This is a genomic window from Acinetobacter pittii ANC 4050 (genome assembly GCF_000399685.1).
In the GTDB taxonomy this organism is placed as follows: domain Bacteria; phylum Pseudomonadota; class Gammaproteobacteria; order Pseudomonadales; family Moraxellaceae; genus Acinetobacter; species Acinetobacter pittii_E.
In genome coordinates this window covers 3,417,446-3,438,152 of record NZ_KB976987.1, presented here as the reverse complement: position 1 = coordinate 3,438,152, position 20,707 = coordinate 3,417,446, and the positions used below count along the sequence as shown (strand labels likewise).

Below are 20,707 nucleotides of genomic sequence, written 5' to 3'. Positions count from 1 at the left end.
TTCTTTCCCTAGTGTTTAAGGCAACACAATCCCTGGAGATAATTTTTCTGGCAAGGTTAAGCTGTCACTTTCAAGTGATGCCATCGGCCAAGCACAATAGTCAGCAGCGTAAAAAGCACTCGCGCGGTGATTACCTGAAGCCCCTACACCACCAAATGGTGCAGCACTTGAAGCACCAGTTAATGGCTTATTCCAATTCACAATACCTGCACGCGCTTCAATGAGTAAGTCATCAAACAGTTCACGCTTTGGAGAAACCAAACCAACCGACAAGCCAAAACGAGTTGCGTTAGCAATTTTTAATGCTTCTTCAAAGTTGTCATAACGTTGAATTGTCGTAAGCGGACCAAAATATTCTTCATCCGGAATATCTTTCACACCTGTAACATCAACAATACCCGGAGTGAGTAATGAGCTGTCTTGTTGTGGACGCGTCATTGGTAATAAACTTTTTGCACCAAGTTCAAGTAACTTTTGTTGAGCATTCATCATGTTTGTTGCAGCAACCGACGAGATAACGCCGCCCATAAATGGTTGTTGTTCATCATTCCAACGACCAACTTTTAGGTTTTTAGCAACTTCAACAAAACGTTGAATAAATGCATCACCTTCAGCACCATTTTTCACCAAGATGCGACGTGCACATGTACAACGCTGACCTGCCGAAACAAAAGCAGATTGAATAGCAAGATTCACTACTGCATCGACATCAACAATTTCATCAATAATCAATGCATTATTGCCGCCCATTTCAAGCGCAAGAATTTTTTCGGGTGCACCTGCCATTTGCTTATGCAAGTGATAACCAGTGTTTGCACTACCGGTAAACAATAAACCATCAATTTCATGTGAAGCAGCTAATGCTTCGCCCGTGGTACGACCACCTTGAACTAAGTTCATCACACCATTTGGCAGGCCAGCTTGCTGCCAAAGTTTTACAGTTTCTTCAGCAGTCCAAGGCGTTAATTCACTTGGTTTAAATACAACTGTGTTACCAGCAAGCAAGGCAGGAACAATATGCCCATTTGGTAAATGGCCCGGGAAGTTATATGGCCCGAAAACTGCAAGCACACCATGCGGACGGTGACGTAAAGAGGCTACACCATCGGCCATTTCAGTTGAGCTTTCACCTGTACGCTGATGATAAGCACGAATTGAAATCGCAACTTTACCAATCATTGACTGAACTTCAGTTAAGGTTTCCCAAAATGGCTTGCTGGTTTCTTGGCTAATGACTTCTGCTAAATGCTTTTTATTTTCTTCAAGCAAAGCCGCAAATTTTTCAACAATTGCTACACGCTCTGCAAGTGGTAAACGTGCCCATGCTGGAAATGCAGTACGCGCTGCCTGACACGCTTGCTCTACATCAGCAGCAGTTGCTTCAGCACCTGACCATACAGTTTGGTTATCAACTGGATTTGTCTTTTCAAATGTTGTGCCGTTGCCTTGTAACCATACACCATTAATAAATAAAGAGTTTGACATCAGGATACTTCCATTGGATTTAGTGATAACACACGAACAACGTGACCTTCTTGTACACCGAGTTTTTCAGCTTGTTCATGCGTTAAATTTATAGTGTTATCAACAAGATCAAGCTTCAACAACATTGCCTTATAGTCATGATAATTATCATTAGCAATGAGATATTGGGTCTTACCGACCGTAGCTTCACTTGTAATTTTGACGTTTAATAATTGACTTTCTTTTACTGCACGCAACTCATCAATATTGGCTTCAATCGTTGGACCCGCATCAAAAATATCGACATATCCTTGATAACGTAAGCCTTCCGACTCAAGCACATGATAAGCAGGCAATGTTTGTGGATGCATTTTTCCAATCACCTCTTGCGCATCTTTTGGCAAGAGATCTACATAGACCGGAAAACGTGGCATAAGCTCTGCAATAAATACTTTTTGCCCGATTCCACTCAAATAGTCTGCTGTTGAGAAATCCATATTAAAGAAATGGTGACCAATCGCGTCCCAAAATGGAGAACATCCATTTTCGTCTGAGAAACCACGCATTTCAGCAATTAATTTTTTCTCGAAATATTGTTTAAAGGCAGCAATAAACATAAAACGGATTTTCGATAAGAATTTACCGTTTTGATTTTCACGACGCTCTGGATCTAAAAATAATGTACAGAGTTCGCTACTACCTGTTCTGTCATTACTTAAAAATAAAGTAGGTAGTGACTTATAAACATTTAATGCTTTTGAAGCGTGCACCTGAGTACCAACATGAAAGTTGTACCAAGGTTCAATGAGCCCTACAGCGACTTCAATTGCACTTAATCCAATAACACGTTGTGCTTCTGTATCTTCAAGAACAAACAGATAGCCTTGTTCACTTTTATGGACATTGCCATTTAAAGTATTGCGAGTACGTGAAATTCGAGCCGAAAGTGTATCCATATTTTGTGGCAAGGAAGTCAGGCCTACACCCGACTTACCCGCTAATTTATAAATATCTTCAAGGTCTCGAAACTCGGCATGACGGACGATCATCATGGCTAGCTTTCCTTTTTCTTATTTAGCCAACTTTGCCAATGCTCTTTTTAAACGAGCAATCCCTTCATCAATATCTTGTTCAGGAATAATCAGAGACGGTGTAAAACGAACTACATTCGGGCCTGCAATTAAAGCAAGTAAACCTTCTTCACCCGCCCAAGTCGTAATATCTTTAGCTTTCCCTGCATATTCAGCTTTTAATTCACAACCAATCAGTAAACCTTGGCCACGAATTTCTTCAAAAATCTGATGCTCAGCATTTAATTTATTTAATGCGTCAAGGAAATATTGATGGCGGTGCTTTACACCTTCAAGTACTTCAGGCGTATTAATAAATTCAAATACTGCACCTGCAACCGCACTTGCTAGCGGGTTACCACCATAAGTCGTGCCATGTGTACCTACTGAAAAATGTGGGGCAAACTTATCAGTTGTTAACATTGCACCGACTGGGAAACCGCCGCCCAATGCTTTTGCAGTGGTTAACACATCTGGAATAACACCAGAGTTCATGTAGGCATAGAGTGCACCGGTACGGCCAACACCCGTTTGTACTTCATCAAAAATCAGTAAAGCACCGAACTCATCACACAGCGCGCGTAAACCTTTTAAAAATTCAATGTCAGCAGGAATAACGCCGCCTTCACCTTGGATTGGCTCAACAATAACAGCACATGTTTGCTCATTGATCACTGCTTTTGCAGCTTCTAAATCATTAAAGGCAACATGGTTGATACCATTTGGAAGTGGTGCAAAATCTTGTGAATATTTTGGCTGCCCACCTGCTGAAACAGTAAATAAAGTACGGCCGTGGAACGCATTGTTAAATGCAACGATGCCACTTTTGCCAGCTACACCACTGTCTAAACCAACTTTACGAGCCAATTTTAATGCAGCCTCGTTCGCTTCTGCACCTGAGTTACAGAAGAATACTTTATCTGCAAAAGTGTTTTCGGTGAGTTGTTTTGCAAGGCGTAGAACAGGTTCATTGGTATAACCGTTACCAACGTGCCAAATTTTTGTTGCTTGTTCTGTTAAAGCATTTACTGCCACTGGATGCGCATGACCTAATGCGTTTACTGCAATCCCGCCTGCAAAATCGATATATTCTTTATTTTCTTGATCCCAAATACGTGAACCTTCACCACGTACCGGAATGAAATTTGCCGGTGCAAAAACTGGAACCATCCAGTCGTTAAAGTTGCTTCGAGTTACAGAAATTGGCTGTTCCATGCTTACCTCAGTATTTATTTAATATATTCGATAACACTTAAATTTGAATCATTGAGAAAAAGGGAGTGAGCAAATAAACCCTATAACATCCTTTATATTTGCTCAAACCACTTTTTCTAAAGTAATTTCCGCAGATTAGCCTGGGAAAATACCGCGCTCTTTACGAGCTTTTAAGATACGCTCACATGCCAAGATGTAAGCTGCTGTACGTAAAGTACAAGCGTTGCTGTTTGCTGTATTCCAAACGTCGTCCATAGCTTGAACCATCAATTTGTCTAAACGCTCATTGATTTCTTCTTCAGTCCAGAAGTAGCTCGCCATGTCTTGAACCCATTCGAAGTAACTTACAGTTACACCGCCGGCGTTACATACAACGTCAGGAACGACAACAATGCCACGCTCAACTAAAATGTCTTCAGCTTTAGGATAAGTCGGGCCGTTTGCACCTTCTAAAATCAACTTAGCTTTAAGTTTTTGAGCACGTTCAACAGTGATTTGGCCTTCCAATGCAGCAGGAACAATAATGTCAACCTCAGCTGTCCAGAAATCTTCGTCAGCAATTGATTGAGCACCAGCAAAGCCACCAACACCTTGGTTTGCATTTACGTGATCACGTAATGCTTCAAGATCAATACCATCAGCATTGAAAATTGTGCCAGTATGGTCTTGAACGTGTGTAACTTTCGCTTTTGATTCAACAAATAAGAAAGCTGCTTCACTACCTACGTTACCAAAACCTTGAATAGCGATTTTCGCACCTTCGATTGGTAAATTGATTTTTGCAGCTACTTCACGACCTGTAACAAATACGCCACGACCAGTCGCTTTTACACGACCTAAAGAACCACCTAAGTGAACTGGTTTACCAGTTACAACACCTGTTACTGTGTAACCTTGGCTTGTAGAATAAGTGTCCATCATCCAACCCATGATATTGGCATTTGTACCAACGTCTGGAGCAGGGATATCTTTTTGAGGCCCAATAATGTGACCAATTTCAGTCGTATAACGACGAGTTAAACGCTCTAATTCACGATTAGACAATTTACGTGGATCAACACGAATACCACCTTTTGCACCGCCAAATGGCAAGTTCAAAACAGCAGTTTTAATTGTCATCCATGCAGACAACGCCATAACTTCGTTCAAATCAACATTCGGATGGTAACGAACACCACCTTTACCAGGACCACGAGACAAGTTGTGTTGTACACGGTAGCCTTCAAAGTGCTGAATAGAACCGTCATCCATTACAATTGGCACGTCTACAATAAGTGCACGTTTTGGACGTTTTAAAGTGTCGATAAACTCAGCTAAGTGGTCTAAGTACGGAGCAACACGGTCAATTTGTGCCAAGTAAGTTTGCCATGCATCGCTGTGTTCGTTTACGTATGAAAGATCTGACATCTTTTTTCCTATATACCTTCATAGACTCAGAATTGATAAATCTGCAGTCTTTATTATTCAGCAACCAAAGCCTTGAAATAACAATGCTTTAGTTTATTTACTAAATCTTTTGCCCTTCTAAAGCATCAGATTTTTTAAATTCCATTTGTTGATACTAAAAGTATGATCTACTTTTATATATCGATATCTTTTACAAGCTTTCTTTCGTTTAACTTACTGTTTATAAAGCTATCTTTATAAAAGCAAAGTTTAACCACAACCCACTTAATCCAGTCGGCTGAAATATAAGTACAAAAGAAATGACATAACCGTTTGGGAGTTAAAAAGAACGATGATTTATCGAAAAACCATGTGTCCATAAAAATTATTTTGACTAATCGATAGATCCCTCCATTAGTCTTTTTAGAAATAAACATTGTTCAATAATGCTACAGATTAATTATCTCTACAGATACTGCTTAAAATTAAGCCGAAACATAGCTATAAAATCCTCTAATAAATATAGCATAGAGCACACTCATTTAGAACATTTTAAAATAAATAAGCAGAGAAAAAATAATCAATTCACACTGCTCCTTATAATAAAAAAACAACAAATATTAAAAAAACCTTAACTTTGATAATTTTTTTTTATAGAAAACAAATATCCATAAATAAAAAAAATGACCCGAATTTAAATTATAAATAACAACAACTTAAAAATCAGACATCTATAAAAACTCATCAAAAAATTATGTATTCTCTACATTAAATCTATATTAAGTCCATTTCCAATTCATAATCTATAAAACCCTAAATTTCTCATTATTAAATAATCAGATGAAACATAGACTTAATCAATGAGTTATAATAAATAAATATTAATAAGAATCCGATAAATGGTAATTTCATAAAACAATATTTGTTTCTATGATTAAAATTAAAAAAACATTTTTAAAAAAAATATATAAATTTTACTTTCAAAGTTTCTTCTCAGCCATAAAAAAGGCCCCATATAGGGGCCCTAAAACTACATTTCTGTGTGCATATAAGCTTAGCTCCGCACTTCATCTTTGTTTCGATAAAAAACGAAATAACTTAGATAACATAGAAGAATAAAAATAATGCAACAGATAAAACCAACTTGCATGGATGGATCAAACACCATACTTATACAGGTAACGATACAGAACAGCCCACCTACAATTGGAGTAAGAGGGAAAAGAGGTGCGGCGAAACGTAAATCTTTTGCTGTTTTACCTGACTTATACCATTGTCTACGGAAGTTAAATTGTGAAACACAAATCGCAATCCAAACCACAACCATTGTAAAAGCTGCAACACCCAATAAATTCTTAAAAATTGTTTCTGGTGCAAATTGTTCTGAAAGTAATCCAGGAATTGCACCAAACATAGTTACAGTAATGGCAACAATAGGTGTTCCTGAGGGAGTTAATTTAGAAAATATTTTTGGTAATTGATTTTTTGCTGACAGTGACCACATCATACGTGAAGCAGCAAACAAACCAGAATTTGCAGCAGATAGTAAAGCCGTAATAATTACAAAGCGAATAATGTCTTCTGCGTAGGGAATCCCAATATAATTAAATACTGTCACAAAGGGGCTATTACTTACTTCATTCGCGCTAAGTCCTGCGAGTTGATACGGTAGTAATGAACTAATTACTACAATCGTACCCACAAAGAAAATCAGTAATCGCCAAATTGCTGCATTAATTGCTTTAGGAACTGTCTGTGCTGGATTTTCCGCCTCCCCAGCCGCTACTCCAATTAATTCTGTACCGGAAAAAGCAAAGTTAACAATAAGCATGGTGGCAAAAATTGGGAAGAGACCATTTGGAAACCAACCGTGAGCCGTCAAGTTGCTAAACAATGGCGCCGTTTCATGTCCGTGATAAGGAATAAAACCAAAAATTGCCAGTAACCCAAGCCCAATGAAACAGATGATGGTGATAACTTTGACGAGTGCTAACCAAAATTCAGACTCGGCAAATAATCGAGTTGAACTAATATTAAGGAAAAAAACTAAGGCACCAAAAAAAAGAGTCCAAGCCCATACTGAGGTAGAAGGAAACCACTCCTGAACCAGTAAAGCCGCAGCGGTAAACTCAGTTCCTAAAGTTGCAGTCCAAGTTAACCAATAGAGCCAAGTAATCATATAGCCCGTACCCGGACCGATATAACGACGAGCGTATTCCCCAAAAGAACCCGATTCGGGCACATGGACCGCCAGCTCACCAAGACATAACATCACGGTATAGGCAATTAAACCGCCCAAAAAATAAGAAATAATTGCGCCAATTGGGCCTGCTTGGGAAATTACATCACCAGACCCTAAAAAAAGACCTGTACCTATGGCACCGCCAAGGGAGATCATCACCAAATGTCGAGTACTCATTGCTCGTTTCAAAGGTGCAGAACTTCCATGTTGCGATGCATCATTATTCCGATAATTTAATGATTGCATATAAAAAACTGTAACGACAATTTAGTAAAAAATCATTTTAGGAGAAAAAAATAAATATGCAATTATCTTTAAGGAGTGGACTTATTTTATCCAAGCCCCTTGCATTAAAAACAAATAATCTTTAAAAACAATTATTTAAGATTTTTTATAGTTATAACTGTATTTTAATTAACCTTATATTATTTCCAAATTTTATATATATTAAAAACCCATTTATTTTCAAATATAATATTTATATACATGGCTGGTCATGGCTGCTTTTAATACAGAGAATATGTACATAATAAACCCACTATTTATTTAAATAATGAGCTTTAAAATAATATACAAATAAGTTTATAAAAAAATTTTTTTTAAGCAAAAAATAAAGCTCAAACTTTCAGGTTTGAGCTTTATTTAAGCGCTATAACTTTTTAATAGCTAATCGGAGTCAATTGTTCTGTAGGCTGGATTGAACCTTCTGTATATTCACACAACCCTTGTTCATCACAAGACAAATTTAGTTGCTTATAGCTAATTGAAAAAGAGTCAGAATATTTTTTGACTACAAATGGGCTCATATCCGACGTTAAAGGCTCTTCACTCTTGAACAATTTAATGATCTTACGATCATTCATAGCTAACAAATAAATTTCATTATTTAATTCAATATGCACTACACCTGTGTGTTCAGCCACAATTGGAACCAAATAAGATTTATTCACCAGCAGAGTATCTACCGCATAGTTTTCAAACTTTGAATTAATGAGGTTGTATACCAGAACTGAACCAAAGCTGGTCTGCAAACCTTCTTTATAATTTGCAGCTTCCTGAATTCGCTGTATTTTAATACCCAACTTTTGAAAGTCTAGCTCCGTTGCTTGCTTACTCTTTATCAGGCTACGTGTAATAGCCTGTTTAAGTGGGTTATCAAAATAACGTTCATCGAGCTGAAAATCGTTCTGACGCAATATTTTTAACAACATTTCGTCATGATGGGTAAGAACATGCGCAAGTACATTACGGAAGTAAAATTTACTTTGCTTTTTGACCTTACGAACCTGCTGATAAAAATAGATTTCATCAAATTCATGTTCAATAAAATCATGCAATAAGCTTGAACTTGCCAATACAGACAATGCTTCATGACCAGTAAATGGCAAATGAATCGTATGTAAGTTTGGTAACAACTCTTTTATTTTTAAATAATGTTCACGGTCAACCGAGAAATATGGATCATAAACAATTACGTATTCACGCGCTGCATCCACATCTTGCGACTGGATTTGCATGTCTTTATTTGCCACAGCATCAAAAAACTCAGCATAGCGTCGATCTTCAACCTGCTCAGGATCAATTGAATATTGAGGCACAAATGCAATCACACGGTTCATATTCAATAAATTAGAATATTTAATTGCTGCATAGCCGCCCATTGAACCGCCATAACCCACAATATTTTTAAAGTCTTCTAAAATAGGCGAAATCGCTTTTGCCAGCTCAATCATGCTCGCTTGAGGAAACCATGATTTTTGTTTTGGCATTACCCCAATAACATTATATTGGTATTTAATTAGGGACTTTTCAGCATTGATAGATAAGCCACTCGCTCGGGTAATCAAATCGCCAAAAGAGAGAACCAATGTATTAGAATCGCCTGGTAAAAAAATGGCTCTAATGTGTTCGTCTTCAAAAATAATTTGCTTATCCATGCTCACACCGAAAGAAAATTTACTCCCACATACAACGTCAAAAATGAAACAAAATAGGTGTTTTGCCAATTTATGATTGCGGAGTATCTTATTTTATAGATGCCAGTCAGATTAAAAAGCGCAAAATATGACACAATCCTTACATCCTGCCGCTCAAAAAGGCTTCAGTTCAGCTGCTGAACTATATCAGCAAGTTAGACCCAATTATCCCGCAGAAATAGTAAGTTGGCTGCAAAATTGCCTACAAATACAGGAAAACTCTACTGTTATTGATCTTGGATCGGGTACTGGCAAATTCTTACCCTACTTAAAACAAACACATGCAGATGTTATTGCAGTTGAGCCAATTGGCGAGATGTTACAGCAGCTCCAACAAGTTTATCCTGATATCAAAACATTACAGGCTTTTAGCAATTCAATTCCTGTAGCAGACCATATAATTGATGCCATTATTTGTGCGCAATCTTTTCACTGGTTTGATAACCTTGATACCTTAACAGAAATGTATAGGGTCTTAAAACCGCAAGGACATTTAGGACTCGTTTGGAATCAACGTGACGAACGTACGGACTGGGTAAAAGCCTTAGCTGATTTTTTACTCCCACTTGAAGGAGACACGCCGCGTTACCATAGTGAAAAGTGGAAACGTGTGTTTGAACAACAAGATTTATTCGTATTTGATAGTCTACAAACTTTTACACAGTCACAACATGGTCCTGTCGAACAAGTCGTAAGTAAACGTTTACTCTCTACGAGTTTTATTGCTGCAATGACTGAAAAAGATCAGTTACAACTCAAAGCACAGTTTGAAAAAATTGTTTATGATTTTACGGGATTAGGTCCTCAAGATCAGATTGATTTTCCATATGTTACGTATGCATATCACTTTCAGAAAAGTACGTTAGCCGTTAAATAATTAGTGAATAGGTTTGGTTGAAAGTTATGAAGAAGAAAACACCTCAAATCATATTAATATCTTTGCTTTGCTCTGGCCTATTTCTTACTGCCTGTAAAAAAGCGGATGAGCCTGCTAAGACGGAGCAACCTTCTGCCACCTCGTCTACCGATCAGGTTTTAGAAAAACTAAATGAAAGACCTGTTAAGACATTCCCTGCCACTGCTGATGACGCACACGATATTGCGCTATTAGAAGATTATGACCGTCGCTTTACAGAAATGAGTGACGAGATGGAAAGCGAATTAGCAAAAATGCATGAAGCTGGAACTCTGACTACAGAATTTGAGCAACAACGTACTCTTGATAATGTCCGCTCTTCTCTGACCATGTTAAAAGATTTAGATTTAAAAACTGAGCAAGGCCGTTACATTCAGGGTTTATTTTATCAATATTGGGAAAACCAAGAAAAACATTTGAGTGATAAGCAAGCCAATAAAGATGAACAGATCAACGATCTTGCTGACTATTTACAAGCGCAAAATCAATTGAAATATTGGAAAGCATCGCAGCAGAAATAAATATTAAATTTCTTATAAAAAGCCTTCATGAATATGAAGGCTTTTTTCAAATTATATATTTTGTTTTTCAACCCAATGAATTGCCTGAACGCGGAATAATTCGCATGCTCCATCGCCTGTGTCGGTTGGCGTAAGCGATGATTTCCAGACTAAATTTTTATCCTTAATTTCGACAAGGTCACCTTTAAGATAGACCAGATCACCACGTTTAACGTGTTTAATCTGCTCTGCAATTTTCGGGTTCGCAGGAATGATGTGCATGTTAGACACCATTTGCATGGCCTGCTCTGCTGGAACAGGTAATTTAGGAATTTTCCAGTTTAAATAACGGTCATATTGTTTCACTGAAATATGACGTGCAATTTCAGGCTGTGCAAACAATCCCCAACTTACTGCATAGTCGATAGGAGAAAACTTAGCTTGTTCATCATTTTGATAAACTTTTGAGCCCAATATTCTGAAATTTCCTTGAAAAGGTTGTAATACAGAAATAGATTGATCTTTTTCTATGGGACTCAAACCATTGGCAATATTATATTCACTTGAGGTCGATGCAAATGCTGAACTCATGCCAATAGCAGCTAAAAAGCCCATCACCAAACGTTGTTTTTTCATCGCGTTACACCTCAAATATTGCTAGATCAAAGTGAATAGATCTTCAATTTATAATAGCTTTAAGCGATGAAAAAAATACCGAAATTTAGTAACAATACAGATCAATTTCGTCTTTTTTTGTGCTGAATTAAACAGCTTATTAATCTTCAAAATCTATTCTCAAAGTTTCAAAACGAACTCTACCTTGTTGGACCGCTTGTGCAATTGCCTGTTGCCCCTTCGTGAGCCTAGCCCCACCGCTTTTTACATCGAGTAGAATAATATTAATGTCTTCTGCTGTCCCATCACCATCTCGAAAATCGGTATATCCATCAAAAATAATGTAGTCCACGGGATCGCCCATGAATTTTGCATCGCTGGGTAAATATTGAAATTCAGGTAAAACCGGGGCAAATTGTTCTGCCATTTTTCCTTTCAACACTGCACGGCTTGTATTTACACTTCTCTTTTGTGCTTGTGTGAGAGCTTGTTGATGCTCTAGTTCAAGTTCAGCAATATATTGCTCATATTCAGCCTTAATTCGTCCATTGCGAGTGTTTGATAAAATAAGAGTAGTGATAATGATGCCAATTCCAGCACCAATAAGCATGGCAAGCCATACAGACATAAACTTTCCTTAAAAAGTGCGAATTAAGATTACAGATCTAATCATATCTAAAATAACGAAACAGCTTAAACTTTTGTCAAATGCGGTCATCTCCTTCACACAAAAAGATGCTAAGGTATAAAACATAAACAAATGTGCTGCTGAAAATAACTGGATTTATGAAAACGATACTTATTGCAAATCAAAAGGGCGGATGCGGAAAAACCATGACGGCCATTACGTTGGCAACAGCATTGGCACAAAAAGGATATAAAGTAGCATTAGCAGATTCAGATAATCAAAAATCGGCTTTACAGTGGTTAAAACAGCGCCCCAATACGGTAGCAAAAATTCAAAGCCTTGACTGGCGTCATGAAAAATCAATTGGTGATGCACCCAAAAATCTGGATTATTTAATTATTGATGCGCCTGGTGCACTTTCAGGTGAGCATGCTGAACAACTTATTAGTGAAGCTCATGCCATTATTACTCCACTTCAGCCTTCCTTTTTTGATATAGACAGCACGCGTCGTTTTTTAAAGCATTTACAAGACATCAAACGTATTCGTAAAGGCAAAGTACAGATTTTACTGCTTGCAAATCGAGTAAAACCTAACAGTGCCAGTTCAAAAGATATTCAACAGTTTTTTGAAAAAATTGAACAAGAACCTGTTGCCTGGATTGCGGAACGCAGTGCGTATGGCAGCTTGGCAATGCAGGGTTTAAGCATTTTCGACAAGCCACAAAAAAACTTTATTAGTATCCAAAATCAATGGCAACCAGTTCTAAATAAATTAATTGAAGATAAAGCTGAGTGGTTTTAAAGAAATTTAAGCACGGAAACTGAATGTATAAGGTTCTTTACATTAAGGCCTTAAAATTTGCCTCAGGTTATTTTTCAGTTAATATGACTTTATTCTATGTAGAAAATTAGAGAAATATTGTTCGTGCATCCATACGCTCCTAATTTACAGCGCGTTTTATTGTTTGGGCTGTTTTTTATTTTAATTTTTTTAGGATTTAATATCCTAAAATACTTTATTGTTCCTGTACTTTGGGCTGCCATCATTGCTTATATGACTTGGCCTATTTATTTAAGAATTCAACGTTTTTTTGGAGAAAGCCGTAATACTTTAAATGCAACACTCATGATCAGTCTGGTCATTTTGGTTGTGGGCGTTCCTTTTACATGCGCTATTTTTATTTTGCAGCATGAAGGTCGCAATTTATATTTTGACTTACAACGTCAGGTTTTTTCAGGCCATTTAAGTGTTCCTGATTTTATTCGGAATCTTCCTTTTATAGGAAAAGAAATCTCTCGCACACTCAATGAATTAAATAATGATCCTAATAGCACGATTCAAAATATCGCAGCTTGGGTACAAAGCCATTTAAGTTATGGTCGTGTGTTGCTCGGTGAAATTAGTAAAAATGTTGTCAAACTCGGCTTTGCGGTATTTAGCCTATTTTTCTTCTATCGTGATGGACAACTGATTTTATCTCAGGTGAGTAAAGCTTTAGAAATGGTGATTGGCCCTCGTATTCATCATTATCTTGATACGATTTCTGAGACAACTCGTGCAGTCGTGTATGGCGTGGGTTTAACTGCAATTGCTCAAGCTGTTTTAGCTGGTTTAAGTTACTTTGTAGCAGGTGTACCAAACCCTATGGTACTCACTATTGCTACTTTCTTATTGGCTCTAATTCCATTTGGTACGCCAATTTCTTATTTAGGCGTTGGCTTATGGTTGTTCTCTCAAGGTCAAACCATGGAAGCAATCGGCGTGGTTGTTTGGGGTGTAGTCATTGTCAGCAGTTCAGATAATGTTATTCGTCCACTGGTGATTTCTGGTGCTACCAAAATTCCATTCTTATTAATTATGTTCGGTGTATTAGGTGGTATTGCGAGTTTTGGATTGGTAGGTCTATTTATTGGCCCTGTCATTTTGGCTATTTTGCTAGCAATTTGGCGTGAATGGTTACATGAAACGATTGAACCAGAACCTATGCCAAAAACCACTATGATTTATGATTCTGATCATGAATCTTCAACTGATAAAGAGTGACATCGCTATTTAATTTAAAAATGTTTCTAGATACAAATTAACTATTTAAATTAACTTGTAGGTTAAACCTGCGTTTGTTTGAATCAAACAATCATACATATTTATAAGGACATCCAATTATGCAGATGTTTAATAAAATTGGTGCGGTCTGCGCGCTTACGGCTCTTTTTACGGTTGGCTGTAGTTCGGTCACAAAAACTGTTTCTGACACAGCTCAAGCATTAACCACAATGCATACAAAAAAAGTGGTTGATGTAAATGAAGTAACCGCTAACGGTATTGGTAAAAAAATTGGTACGGTTAGCTTCCAAGATAGCGATAAAGGTTTAATTATTACCCCAGCCCTTGCTGACTTACCAAGCGGTACTCGTGGTTTCCATATTCATGAAAATGGTTCTTGTGCACCTGCTGTAAAAGATGGAAAACCTGGTGCGGCTTTAGCTGCGGGTAGTCACTATAACCCGAACCAAGCACCTCACCATGGTACACCAACCACAGGCCATCTCGGTGATCTACCTGTTTTAGTAGTTGATAATACAGGTGTTGCAACAACAGCTGTGATCGCACCTCGATTAAAACTTGCTGACATTCAAGGTCGAGCTATTATGATCCACGCGGGTGGCGACAATTACTCAGACTCACCTCAACCTCTTGGCGGTGGCGGAGCACGAATTGCGTGTGGTGTGATTAAATAATTGATGTCTTTTTTAAATTGTGGGTATCTAAAAAGATATCCACAATTTTGCTAATTTTTTAATCATTACAACTTGGTTTCAGCCTAATAAAATCTTAAAAATTGACTGACTTTTGTAGATAAAAAGAATAATATTTTTGAAGTAATAAAGATTTAAAGTTCCGTACTGCTTTCTCACGTATTCTCTAAGTTAGAACAAAAGCCGTGAATTATCTGACCCAATTATTTAATAGTTTTAAGACAAACTCTATTTTAATTTATTGCCTGCAAATTTTGATTGTACTCACAGGCACAACTTTAGGTTTACTTTGGTTAGGACATAACGAGCTAATTGTTCCAGTCACTTTAGGCGCAATTGCAGCAGCTTTAACAGACTTTGATGATCGTTTAAGTATTCGATTACGTAACTTGGCCTATGTCTGCCTGCTCTTTTTTACAGTCAGCAGTATCCTTGGCTTTTTAGCTCCCTACAAAGTTTTCTTTATTTTATATCTCTCAATCTCAAGTGCTTTTTTTATTTTACTAGGGGCCTTAGGACAACGTTATGCCACAATTTCGTTTGGCACAATTTTGCTCTCCATTTATAGCATGTTCGGGGTAGGCGAATATGTGCATTGGTATCAACAACCCACCTATTTTGTTTATGGTGCTCTCTGGTACGGTTTAACTTCTATTTTATTTTTTATTATTAAACCTACCCTTCCCTTACAAGACAAACTCTCACAAATCTTTCAAGAAATTTCTGCACTACTGCAAGCTAAAGCACGTTTGTTTGATCCTGACAATAAAGAGAATGTAGAACAGCTTTTATATGAACTATCCTTACAAAATACGCAAGTTGCCCAAAGCCTGAATCAAATCCGCAGTTCCCTACTTACTCGATTGAAAGCTTCGAGGGTGAGTAATAGAAGTATCTATTGGCTAAACCTGTATTTTTTCGCCCGTGATATTCACGAACAAGCGACTTCAAATTATTTACATTACGAACATATTCAACAGAATTTTAGCCGCAGTGATCTTATTTTCCGTTTCCAAAAAAACCTGCGACTACAAGCACAAGCATGCCAAAAATTAGCTCAATGTATTTTATATAATCAGCCATTTCAGCCTTCGCAAGAAAGTCAGACCGTATTGGGACATTTGGAAAGTTCTTTAAAAGACTGGATACAACAACATCCGCAAAATTTTGAAGTTAAAAATTTAAAACTTATTTTTGATAACTTAAAAGGAATGCATGAACAGTTTGAACAACTACAATATGCACAACCCGTCCCTGAAAATAGTACACACACCAGACAAGAACACTTAAATTTACTTGATGATGATATCCAAGGATTTTCAGATCTTATCTTAAAACTTCGGCAGCAACTTACGCCGCAGTCAGCCCTATTTAGACATGCCATACGAATTGCTGTTGTTTTCGCAGCAGGTTACGCGATTTCGTTATTACCCTTTGCGCAACATGGTTATTGGATTTTGCTCACTAGCTTATTTGTCTGTCAGATTACTTATTTTGCGACTAAAAGCCGTCTTAAACTAAGAACTATTGGCACCCTACTCGGTGTTTTATTAGGTATACCAATTTTATATTTTGTTCCCAGTATTGAAGGCCAGCTCATTCTTACCATTATTTGTGGAGTTAGCTTTTTCTACTTACGCCAGAAGAAATATGCCCTAGCAACACTGATGGCAACCTTAATGGTATTGCTCATTTTCAACTTAAAAGGTGCAGGTTACAGCATTATTTTACCTCGCCTAATCGATACCTTATTAGGCTGTTTGATTGCATGGCTTGCCGTAAACTTTATTTGGCCCGACTGGAACTTCCGTAATATTCCAAACAATATTAAGAAAAGTAGCAAAGCCACCTTAGATTATTTCAATGTGATTGTTGAACAATATCAATATGGAAAAAATCAGGATATAGAGTACCGCCGAATTCGTCGTGCTGCGCATAATGCTCAAATCGAGCTATCAAATATGATCTCGAGTTTAAGTGCCGAACCGAACCCTAACCCTCAACTCATCCATTATGCTTTTCGTTATCTGGTTTATAGCCACAGCCAACTGAGTTACGTAGCAGCGTTAGGAAGTCAGCGTCAAAAAATTGATGATGAGCAGATTTTGCAATTATTGTTACGCTGCCAGCAAATTATAAGCCAGAGTGTTCTTGAGCAGTCACTTCCCAACCCGAAGCTTATTGAACAAACCTTACAAGAAATTCAAAGCATAACTGCACATGAACACCTTTCCGAAAAATATATATTAGTCTTGAAACAAATCACTTTATTGTTAGAAACCTTGCCTGAACTATTAACGCTTAAAGGCAAGCTTTTAGAACAAGAAATGACCTAAAACAAAAAAATACCGGAATATTGATTCCGGTATTTTTAATTTAATCATTTCCTTCGAGCTTTCTTTCTTGCATTTCCTGCTTTAAAGCAATTCGCGGTTGGCTAAACCAAAGAGCAATAAAGGTAAATGCAGATAATGCAAAAGCCCATAAATGAAATTGTGTATAGAGGTAACGTACTAGCTCAATCATTGCAAAGAAACTCATCATCAGCAACATCGAAACTGCTGCAGCAACCGTTCCTTTTGATACTTCAGATGACATGAGTGCAAAACGATATAAGACTGAGAAACTAATCCCTTCACCAAAACAAATCAGAGTCATACCTGTAAGCAAACAAGGTATGAGATAGGTTTGCCATACCACGCCTAAGATTAAAATGAGTGTACCCAACAGCATAATGGGCAAACCCATCATGACCGTTCTACCTAAAGCCAAACGGTCAATAATTTTAATTAAGACGATGTTGCCAACAATCAAGCCAAAAAATACGGGGAATTGAGCTAAACCATATTGCACACTAGTAAGCTTCAACTCATCAACTAAAATGATGGGTGATAAAGCAATCCATAGCATTAAAGGCATCCCCACTAAGGGCAATGCAAGGCTTAGACCCAAAAAACGACGGTTGGTAAACACCTTCTTAAAGTCATCAAAAAGATAACTAAAGGGTTGCTTAGTTACACTCGCTTGCTGGCTTGGCATCTGTTTTTTCAAACCGATCCAACTGAGTAATGCCAATACAGCAATGGCGACAAAGCCCCAATGCCAAGACACATAATCAATTAAAAAAGCTCCAAGTACAGGTCCGAGCAAGGGTGCAAGTAATGAGATATTCGCCATGAGTGCCATGACTTTAATCGCATCACGCTCAGCAAAACTCTCTTGAATGGCCGCATAACCAACGGCTGAAATTACGGTTAAGCCAATTCCCTGCAAAAATCTTAAAGCTAGAAATTGCTCGATTTGCGTCGTCAGTAAAATTAAAAAACAGCATAGAGCAAAGAATAAAACTCCTGCTAATAGTACTTTTTTACGTCCGAGCCGGTCCGACAAAGGCCCAAGCAACCATGCAACTGTAGCGCCGCCTAATAAATAAAATGACATTGAAGAGGGTGCCCAAGTTGCACTCACCCCAAAATCTTCAGTAATTGCCAACATGGCTGGCTGAATCAAGTCATTACCGATATAAACCGCAAATTCAAATAGCACTAAGGCTAAAGGAAACATCAACGTTGTACGGTTCAACGTTGTCGTTTGAATATTTTTCATGAGTTGTACACTTCAAAATAGCGGCCATATGTCTCTATGACTATCTAAAAAATAAGATGTAGTCATGACGATGACATGTATGGTCAATCAATCTTTAGTTAAGTTGTTATATGCCGTGAGAGTGCATGTTTAGAATGTGAAACACCGTATTCACAAGGTGTCTAAAACGAGAAAAAATGTATGACGTGAGATTCGGTAATTTTTACCAATCGGCACAATTGCCGAGCGCAACAATAGCATTTTTTAAATTGATCAGCAATCATGCAATTTCAACAAATTCAAATTTCAGTTTTTGCCCTAAAAAACTAAAAATTTCTGTTGTGTACAAAATCAAAGTTATCCACATATTCGATAAAAAATTAAACATTAAGGACAAGGATTAACTTGAAAGTCTGTGGTTTCCTCCCCTTTTGTACATTGATAGCTTTGCTTTTTATTCACAATTTTCCAAACTTGCTGATCTCGCTTTAATAAATATTCAGTACGTGTTTTCGAGATAGCATCTGGACTAGGCTCTGTTTGTAAAATAGTAACTTGCGCATTGGAAGGATCATCTGCAGCATTCATTTGCTGTGAAATATCTAAATTGCTTGCATCATTTAAAAGATCTGGTTGATCAAGTAATACAGCCTGTATCGGACTATCAGCAAGTTGAGTCGAAGAATTTTGAGGCGGAGCACAAGCCGTTAATATGCTTAAGCTGAAAATAATCAACAAACAATTTTTTTTCATTATCCTTCCCCCTCTATTTACTCAAAATTAATGCTAAAACGAATAAGCTGTTTTTTCCTTTGAACTTTGTAAACATCCATAAAATGATTAATATTAAAGTGATAGGAAGTTTTTAAAAAGAAAAAACTTAGTAATTATTGATTTTTAATCAATAATATTTTTCCAATTCATGCATTTTTCTACAACAGTAAATCCCATAGAGTATGTCTCAAATACAGGAATTTAATGAGAGCAACCTCCATGAGTAAGATTTTAGTGATTAATGGCGCTAAACAATTTGCCCATTCAAACGGTGAATTAAATGACACATTAACCACCCTCGCAACTACACATCTCACGGAACTCGGACACGAAGTTCAAGTCACCCGTGCAGACAGCAATTATGATGCTGAAAGTGAAGTTGAAAAATACTTGTGGGCAGATGTCGTTATCTATCAAATGCCAGGCTGGTGGATGGGTGCACCTTGGACAGTCAAAAAATATATTGATGATGTGTTTACCACAGGCCATGGTTCCCTTTATGCAAGTGATGGTCGTAGCCGTGCTGATGCCTCAAAAAAATATGGTTCAGGTGGTTTAATCCATGACAAAAAATATATGCTATCACTCACCTGGAATGCACCGATGGAAGCATTTGACGATGCAGATCAGTTCTTCCATGGCATAGGGGTAGACGGCGTTTATTTACCATTTCATAAGGCCAATCAATTCTTAGGCATGACTACATTACCTACCTTTATTGTAAACGACGTGATTAAAATGCCTGACGTTGATAGTTATATTGAAGAATATAAAGCACACTTAAATACTGTATTTGCAGCAGCCTAATAAGGAGAAATCCATGCTAACCATTATTGCGGAAATTCGTACTCAATCGGGCGGACAACATCGCCAGAATGTATTGGATGCCTTTCAAAAAATCATTCCCACTGTTTTAGCAGAAGATGGTTGCCATGGTTATGAACCTTTAGTTGATCACAAGTCAAATGCGAGCTTCCAGACTCAAGAACCTGACACAATTGTCATGTTGGAAAAATGGGAAAGTGTGGCTCACCTTGAAGCACATTTAGCTACTCCGCATATGCAAGCACATCACGCAGCAGTTAAAGATGATGTTGTTGATGTCAAAATTAAAATTTTAGAAAGCGGCGTATAATTTATTTAGACCATAAAAAAAGACGATATATTTATCGTCTTTTTTATTTTTAAGAACAAAGCTGCGTTTGAAAGCCTCTAGAGCCTTTCCCTCTCGCGCATTGATAGCTCTTTTGTTTATTTTGTAATTGCCACTTTTCATCAATCAATTTAAATGAATATTCTGTTCGGATTGCAGAAACAGAATCATCCATTAAACCAGTTTGAATCACGGTAATACGGGAAACTGTTGGAGATTCTACACGGTTAAATACTTGCTGAACTGAGGTATTGTTATGCTCTTTTACGATCTCTGGTTGAGCTTTAAGTACTTGTTGCATTGGGGTTTCAGAAGCCACAAAAGGAATTAATTTACTGGTGGTCGCACAGCCAGTAAAAAGTCCCGCACAAAGCGCTGAAATTAAAAATAAACGTTGCATTTTTATCACCAAAAAACAAAAGCCA

Annotated in this window: 19 protein-coding genes; 8 read left to right on the top strand and 11 right to left on the bottom strand. The window is 37.4% G+C overall.

Features of this window, described 5'->3' with window-relative positions; all coding sequences use genetic code 11:
• Window positions 1-15 precede the first annotated feature (15 nt).
• From astD to F931_RS19850, 6 genes are all read right to left on the bottom strand, one after another.
• Window positions 16-1,485 carry a succinylglutamate-semialdehyde dehydrogenase gene (astD, locus tag F931_RS19875; protein ID WP_016142930.1) on the bottom strand — a complete coding sequence of 490 codons (1,470 nt, stop codon included), beginning with the start codon at window positions 1,483-1,485 and terminating at the stop codon, window positions 16-18.
• Window positions 1,485-2,516 carry an arginine N-succinyltransferase gene (gene astA / locus F931_RS19870; protein WP_016142929.1) on the bottom strand — a complete coding sequence of 344 codons (1,032 nt, stop codon included), beginning with the start codon at window positions 2,514-2,516 and terminating at the stop codon, window positions 1,485-1,487. Before astA ends, astD begins: the two co-directional genes overlap by 1 nt.
• 18 nt (window positions 2,517-2,534) lie before the next feature.
• Window positions 2,535-3,749, bottom strand: a complete 1,215-nt coding sequence (gene astC / locus F931_RS19865; RefSeq protein WP_016142928.1) for an aspartate aminotransferase family protein — start codon at window positions 3,747-3,749, stop codon at window positions 2,535-2,537.
• Window positions 3,750-3,884: 135 nt separating this feature from the next.
• On the bottom strand, window positions 3,885-5,156 hold the full coding sequence (locus tag F931_RS19860) for a Glu/Leu/Phe/Val family dehydrogenase (RefSeq protein ID WP_016142927.1): 1,272 nt from the start codon (window positions 5,154-5,156) through the stop codon (window positions 3,885-3,887).
• A 1,033-nt stretch (window positions 5,157-6,189) separates the two neighbouring features.
• Complete coding sequence (locus F931_RS19855) at window positions 6,190-7,623, bottom strand: amino acid permease (protein WP_016142926.1); 1,434 nt, start codon at window positions 7,621-7,623, stop codon at window positions 6,190-6,192.
• Window positions 7,624-8,036: 413 nt separating this feature from the next.
• Window positions 8,037-9,314 (bottom strand): hypothetical protein, encoded by a 1,278-nt coding sequence (locus tag F931_RS19850; protein WP_016142925.1) that lies wholly within the window; start codon window positions 9,312-9,314, stop codon window positions 8,037-8,039.
• A 127-nt stretch (window positions 9,315-9,441) separates the two neighbouring features.
• Here F931_RS19850 and F931_RS19845 point away from each other — a divergent pair, with 127 nt between their 5' ends.
• Window positions 9,442-10,230, top strand: coding sequence for a class I SAM-dependent methyltransferase (locus F931_RS19845; protein WP_016142924.1), 789 nt, complete (start codon window positions 9,442-9,444; stop codon window positions 10,228-10,230).
• A 26-nt stretch (window positions 10,231-10,256) separates the two neighbouring features.
• Window positions 10,257-10,790 carry a hypothetical protein gene (locus F931_RS19840; protein ID WP_016142923.1) on the top strand — a complete coding sequence of 178 codons (534 nt, stop codon included), beginning with the start codon at window positions 10,257-10,259 and terminating at the stop codon, window positions 10,788-10,790.
• A 51-nt stretch (window positions 10,791-10,841) separates the two neighbouring features.
• Here F931_RS19840 and F931_RS19835 read toward each other — a convergent pair whose 3' ends face one another.
• Both F931_RS19835 and F931_RS19830 read right to left on the bottom strand, forming a co-directional pair.
• Window positions 10,842-11,405, bottom strand: a complete 564-nt coding sequence (locus tag F931_RS19835) for a hypothetical protein (protein ID WP_016142922.1) — start codon at window positions 11,403-11,405, stop codon at window positions 10,842-10,844.
• Between the two features lie 139 nt (window positions 11,406-11,544).
• Complete coding sequence (locus F931_RS19830; RefSeq protein ID WP_016142921.1) at window positions 11,545-12,012, bottom strand: Holliday junction resolvase-like protein; 468 nt, start codon at window positions 12,010-12,012, stop codon at window positions 11,545-11,547.
• Between the two features lie 158 nt (window positions 12,013-12,170).
• Here F931_RS19830 and parA point away from each other — a divergent pair, with 158 nt between their 5' ends.
• The 4 genes from parA (at window position 12,171) to yccS (ending at window position 17,106) form a co-directional block, all read left to right on the top strand.
• On the top strand, window positions 12,171-12,815 hold the full coding sequence (gene parA, locus F931_RS19825) for a ParA family protein (RefSeq protein WP_025470440.1): 645 nt from the start codon (window positions 12,171-12,173) through the stop codon (window positions 12,813-12,815).
• 123 nt (window positions 12,816-12,938) lie between these two features.
• Window positions 12,939-14,057: an AI-2E family transporter gene (locus F931_RS19820; RefSeq protein ID WP_016142919.1), complete on the top strand. Its 1,119-nt coding sequence runs from the start codon at window positions 12,939-12,941 to the stop codon at window positions 14,055-14,057.
• A 125-nt stretch (window positions 14,058-14,182) separates the two neighbouring features.
• Window positions 14,183-14,752, top strand: coding sequence for a superoxide dismutase family protein (gene sodC, locus F931_RS19815; protein ID WP_079284299.1), 570 nt, complete (start codon window positions 14,183-14,185; stop codon window positions 14,750-14,752).
• Between the two features lie 203 nt (window positions 14,753-14,955).
• Entirely contained in the window at window positions 14,956-17,106 is a 2,151-nt protein-coding gene (gene yccS, locus F931_RS19810) for a YccS family putative transporter (RefSeq protein WP_016142917.1), read from the top strand.
• A 40-nt stretch (window positions 17,107-17,146) separates the two neighbouring features.
• Here the strand turns inward: yccS and cmr are convergent, their stop codons facing one another.
• Window positions 17,147-18,376 carry a chloramphenicol efflux MFS transporter CraA gene (gene cmr / locus F931_RS19805; protein ID WP_016142916.1) on the bottom strand — a complete coding sequence of 410 codons (1,230 nt, stop codon included), beginning with the start codon at window positions 18,374-18,376 and terminating at the stop codon, window positions 17,147-17,149.
• A gap of 366 nt (window positions 18,377-18,742) precedes the next feature.
• On the bottom strand, window positions 18,743-19,111 hold the full coding sequence (locus F931_RS19800; protein ID WP_080649550.1) for a hypothetical protein: 369 nt from the start codon (window positions 19,109-19,111) through the stop codon (window positions 18,743-18,745).
• A 237-nt stretch (window positions 19,112-19,348) separates the two neighbouring features.
• On the opposite strand from F931_RS19800, the gene mdaB reads away from it, so the two are divergent.
• Window positions 19,349-19,936 (top strand): NAD(P)H-dependent oxidoreductase, encoded by a 588-nt coding sequence (mdaB, locus tag F931_RS19795; RefSeq protein WP_025470439.1) that lies wholly within the window; start codon window positions 19,349-19,351, stop codon window positions 19,934-19,936.
• Between the two features lie 13 nt (window positions 19,937-19,949).
• Window positions 19,950-20,264, top strand: coding sequence for a putative quinol monooxygenase (locus tag F931_RS19790; RefSeq protein WP_016142913.1), 315 nt, complete (start codon window positions 19,950-19,952; stop codon window positions 20,262-20,264).
• Window positions 20,265-20,313: 49 nt separating this feature from the next.
• Here the strand turns inward: F931_RS19790 and F931_RS19785 are convergent, their stop codons facing one another.
• On the bottom strand, window positions 20,314-20,682 hold the full coding sequence (locus tag F931_RS19785; RefSeq protein ID WP_016142912.1) for a hypothetical protein: 369 nt from the start codon (window positions 20,680-20,682) through the stop codon (window positions 20,314-20,316).
• Between the last annotated feature and the right edge of the window lie 25 nt (window positions 20,683-20,707).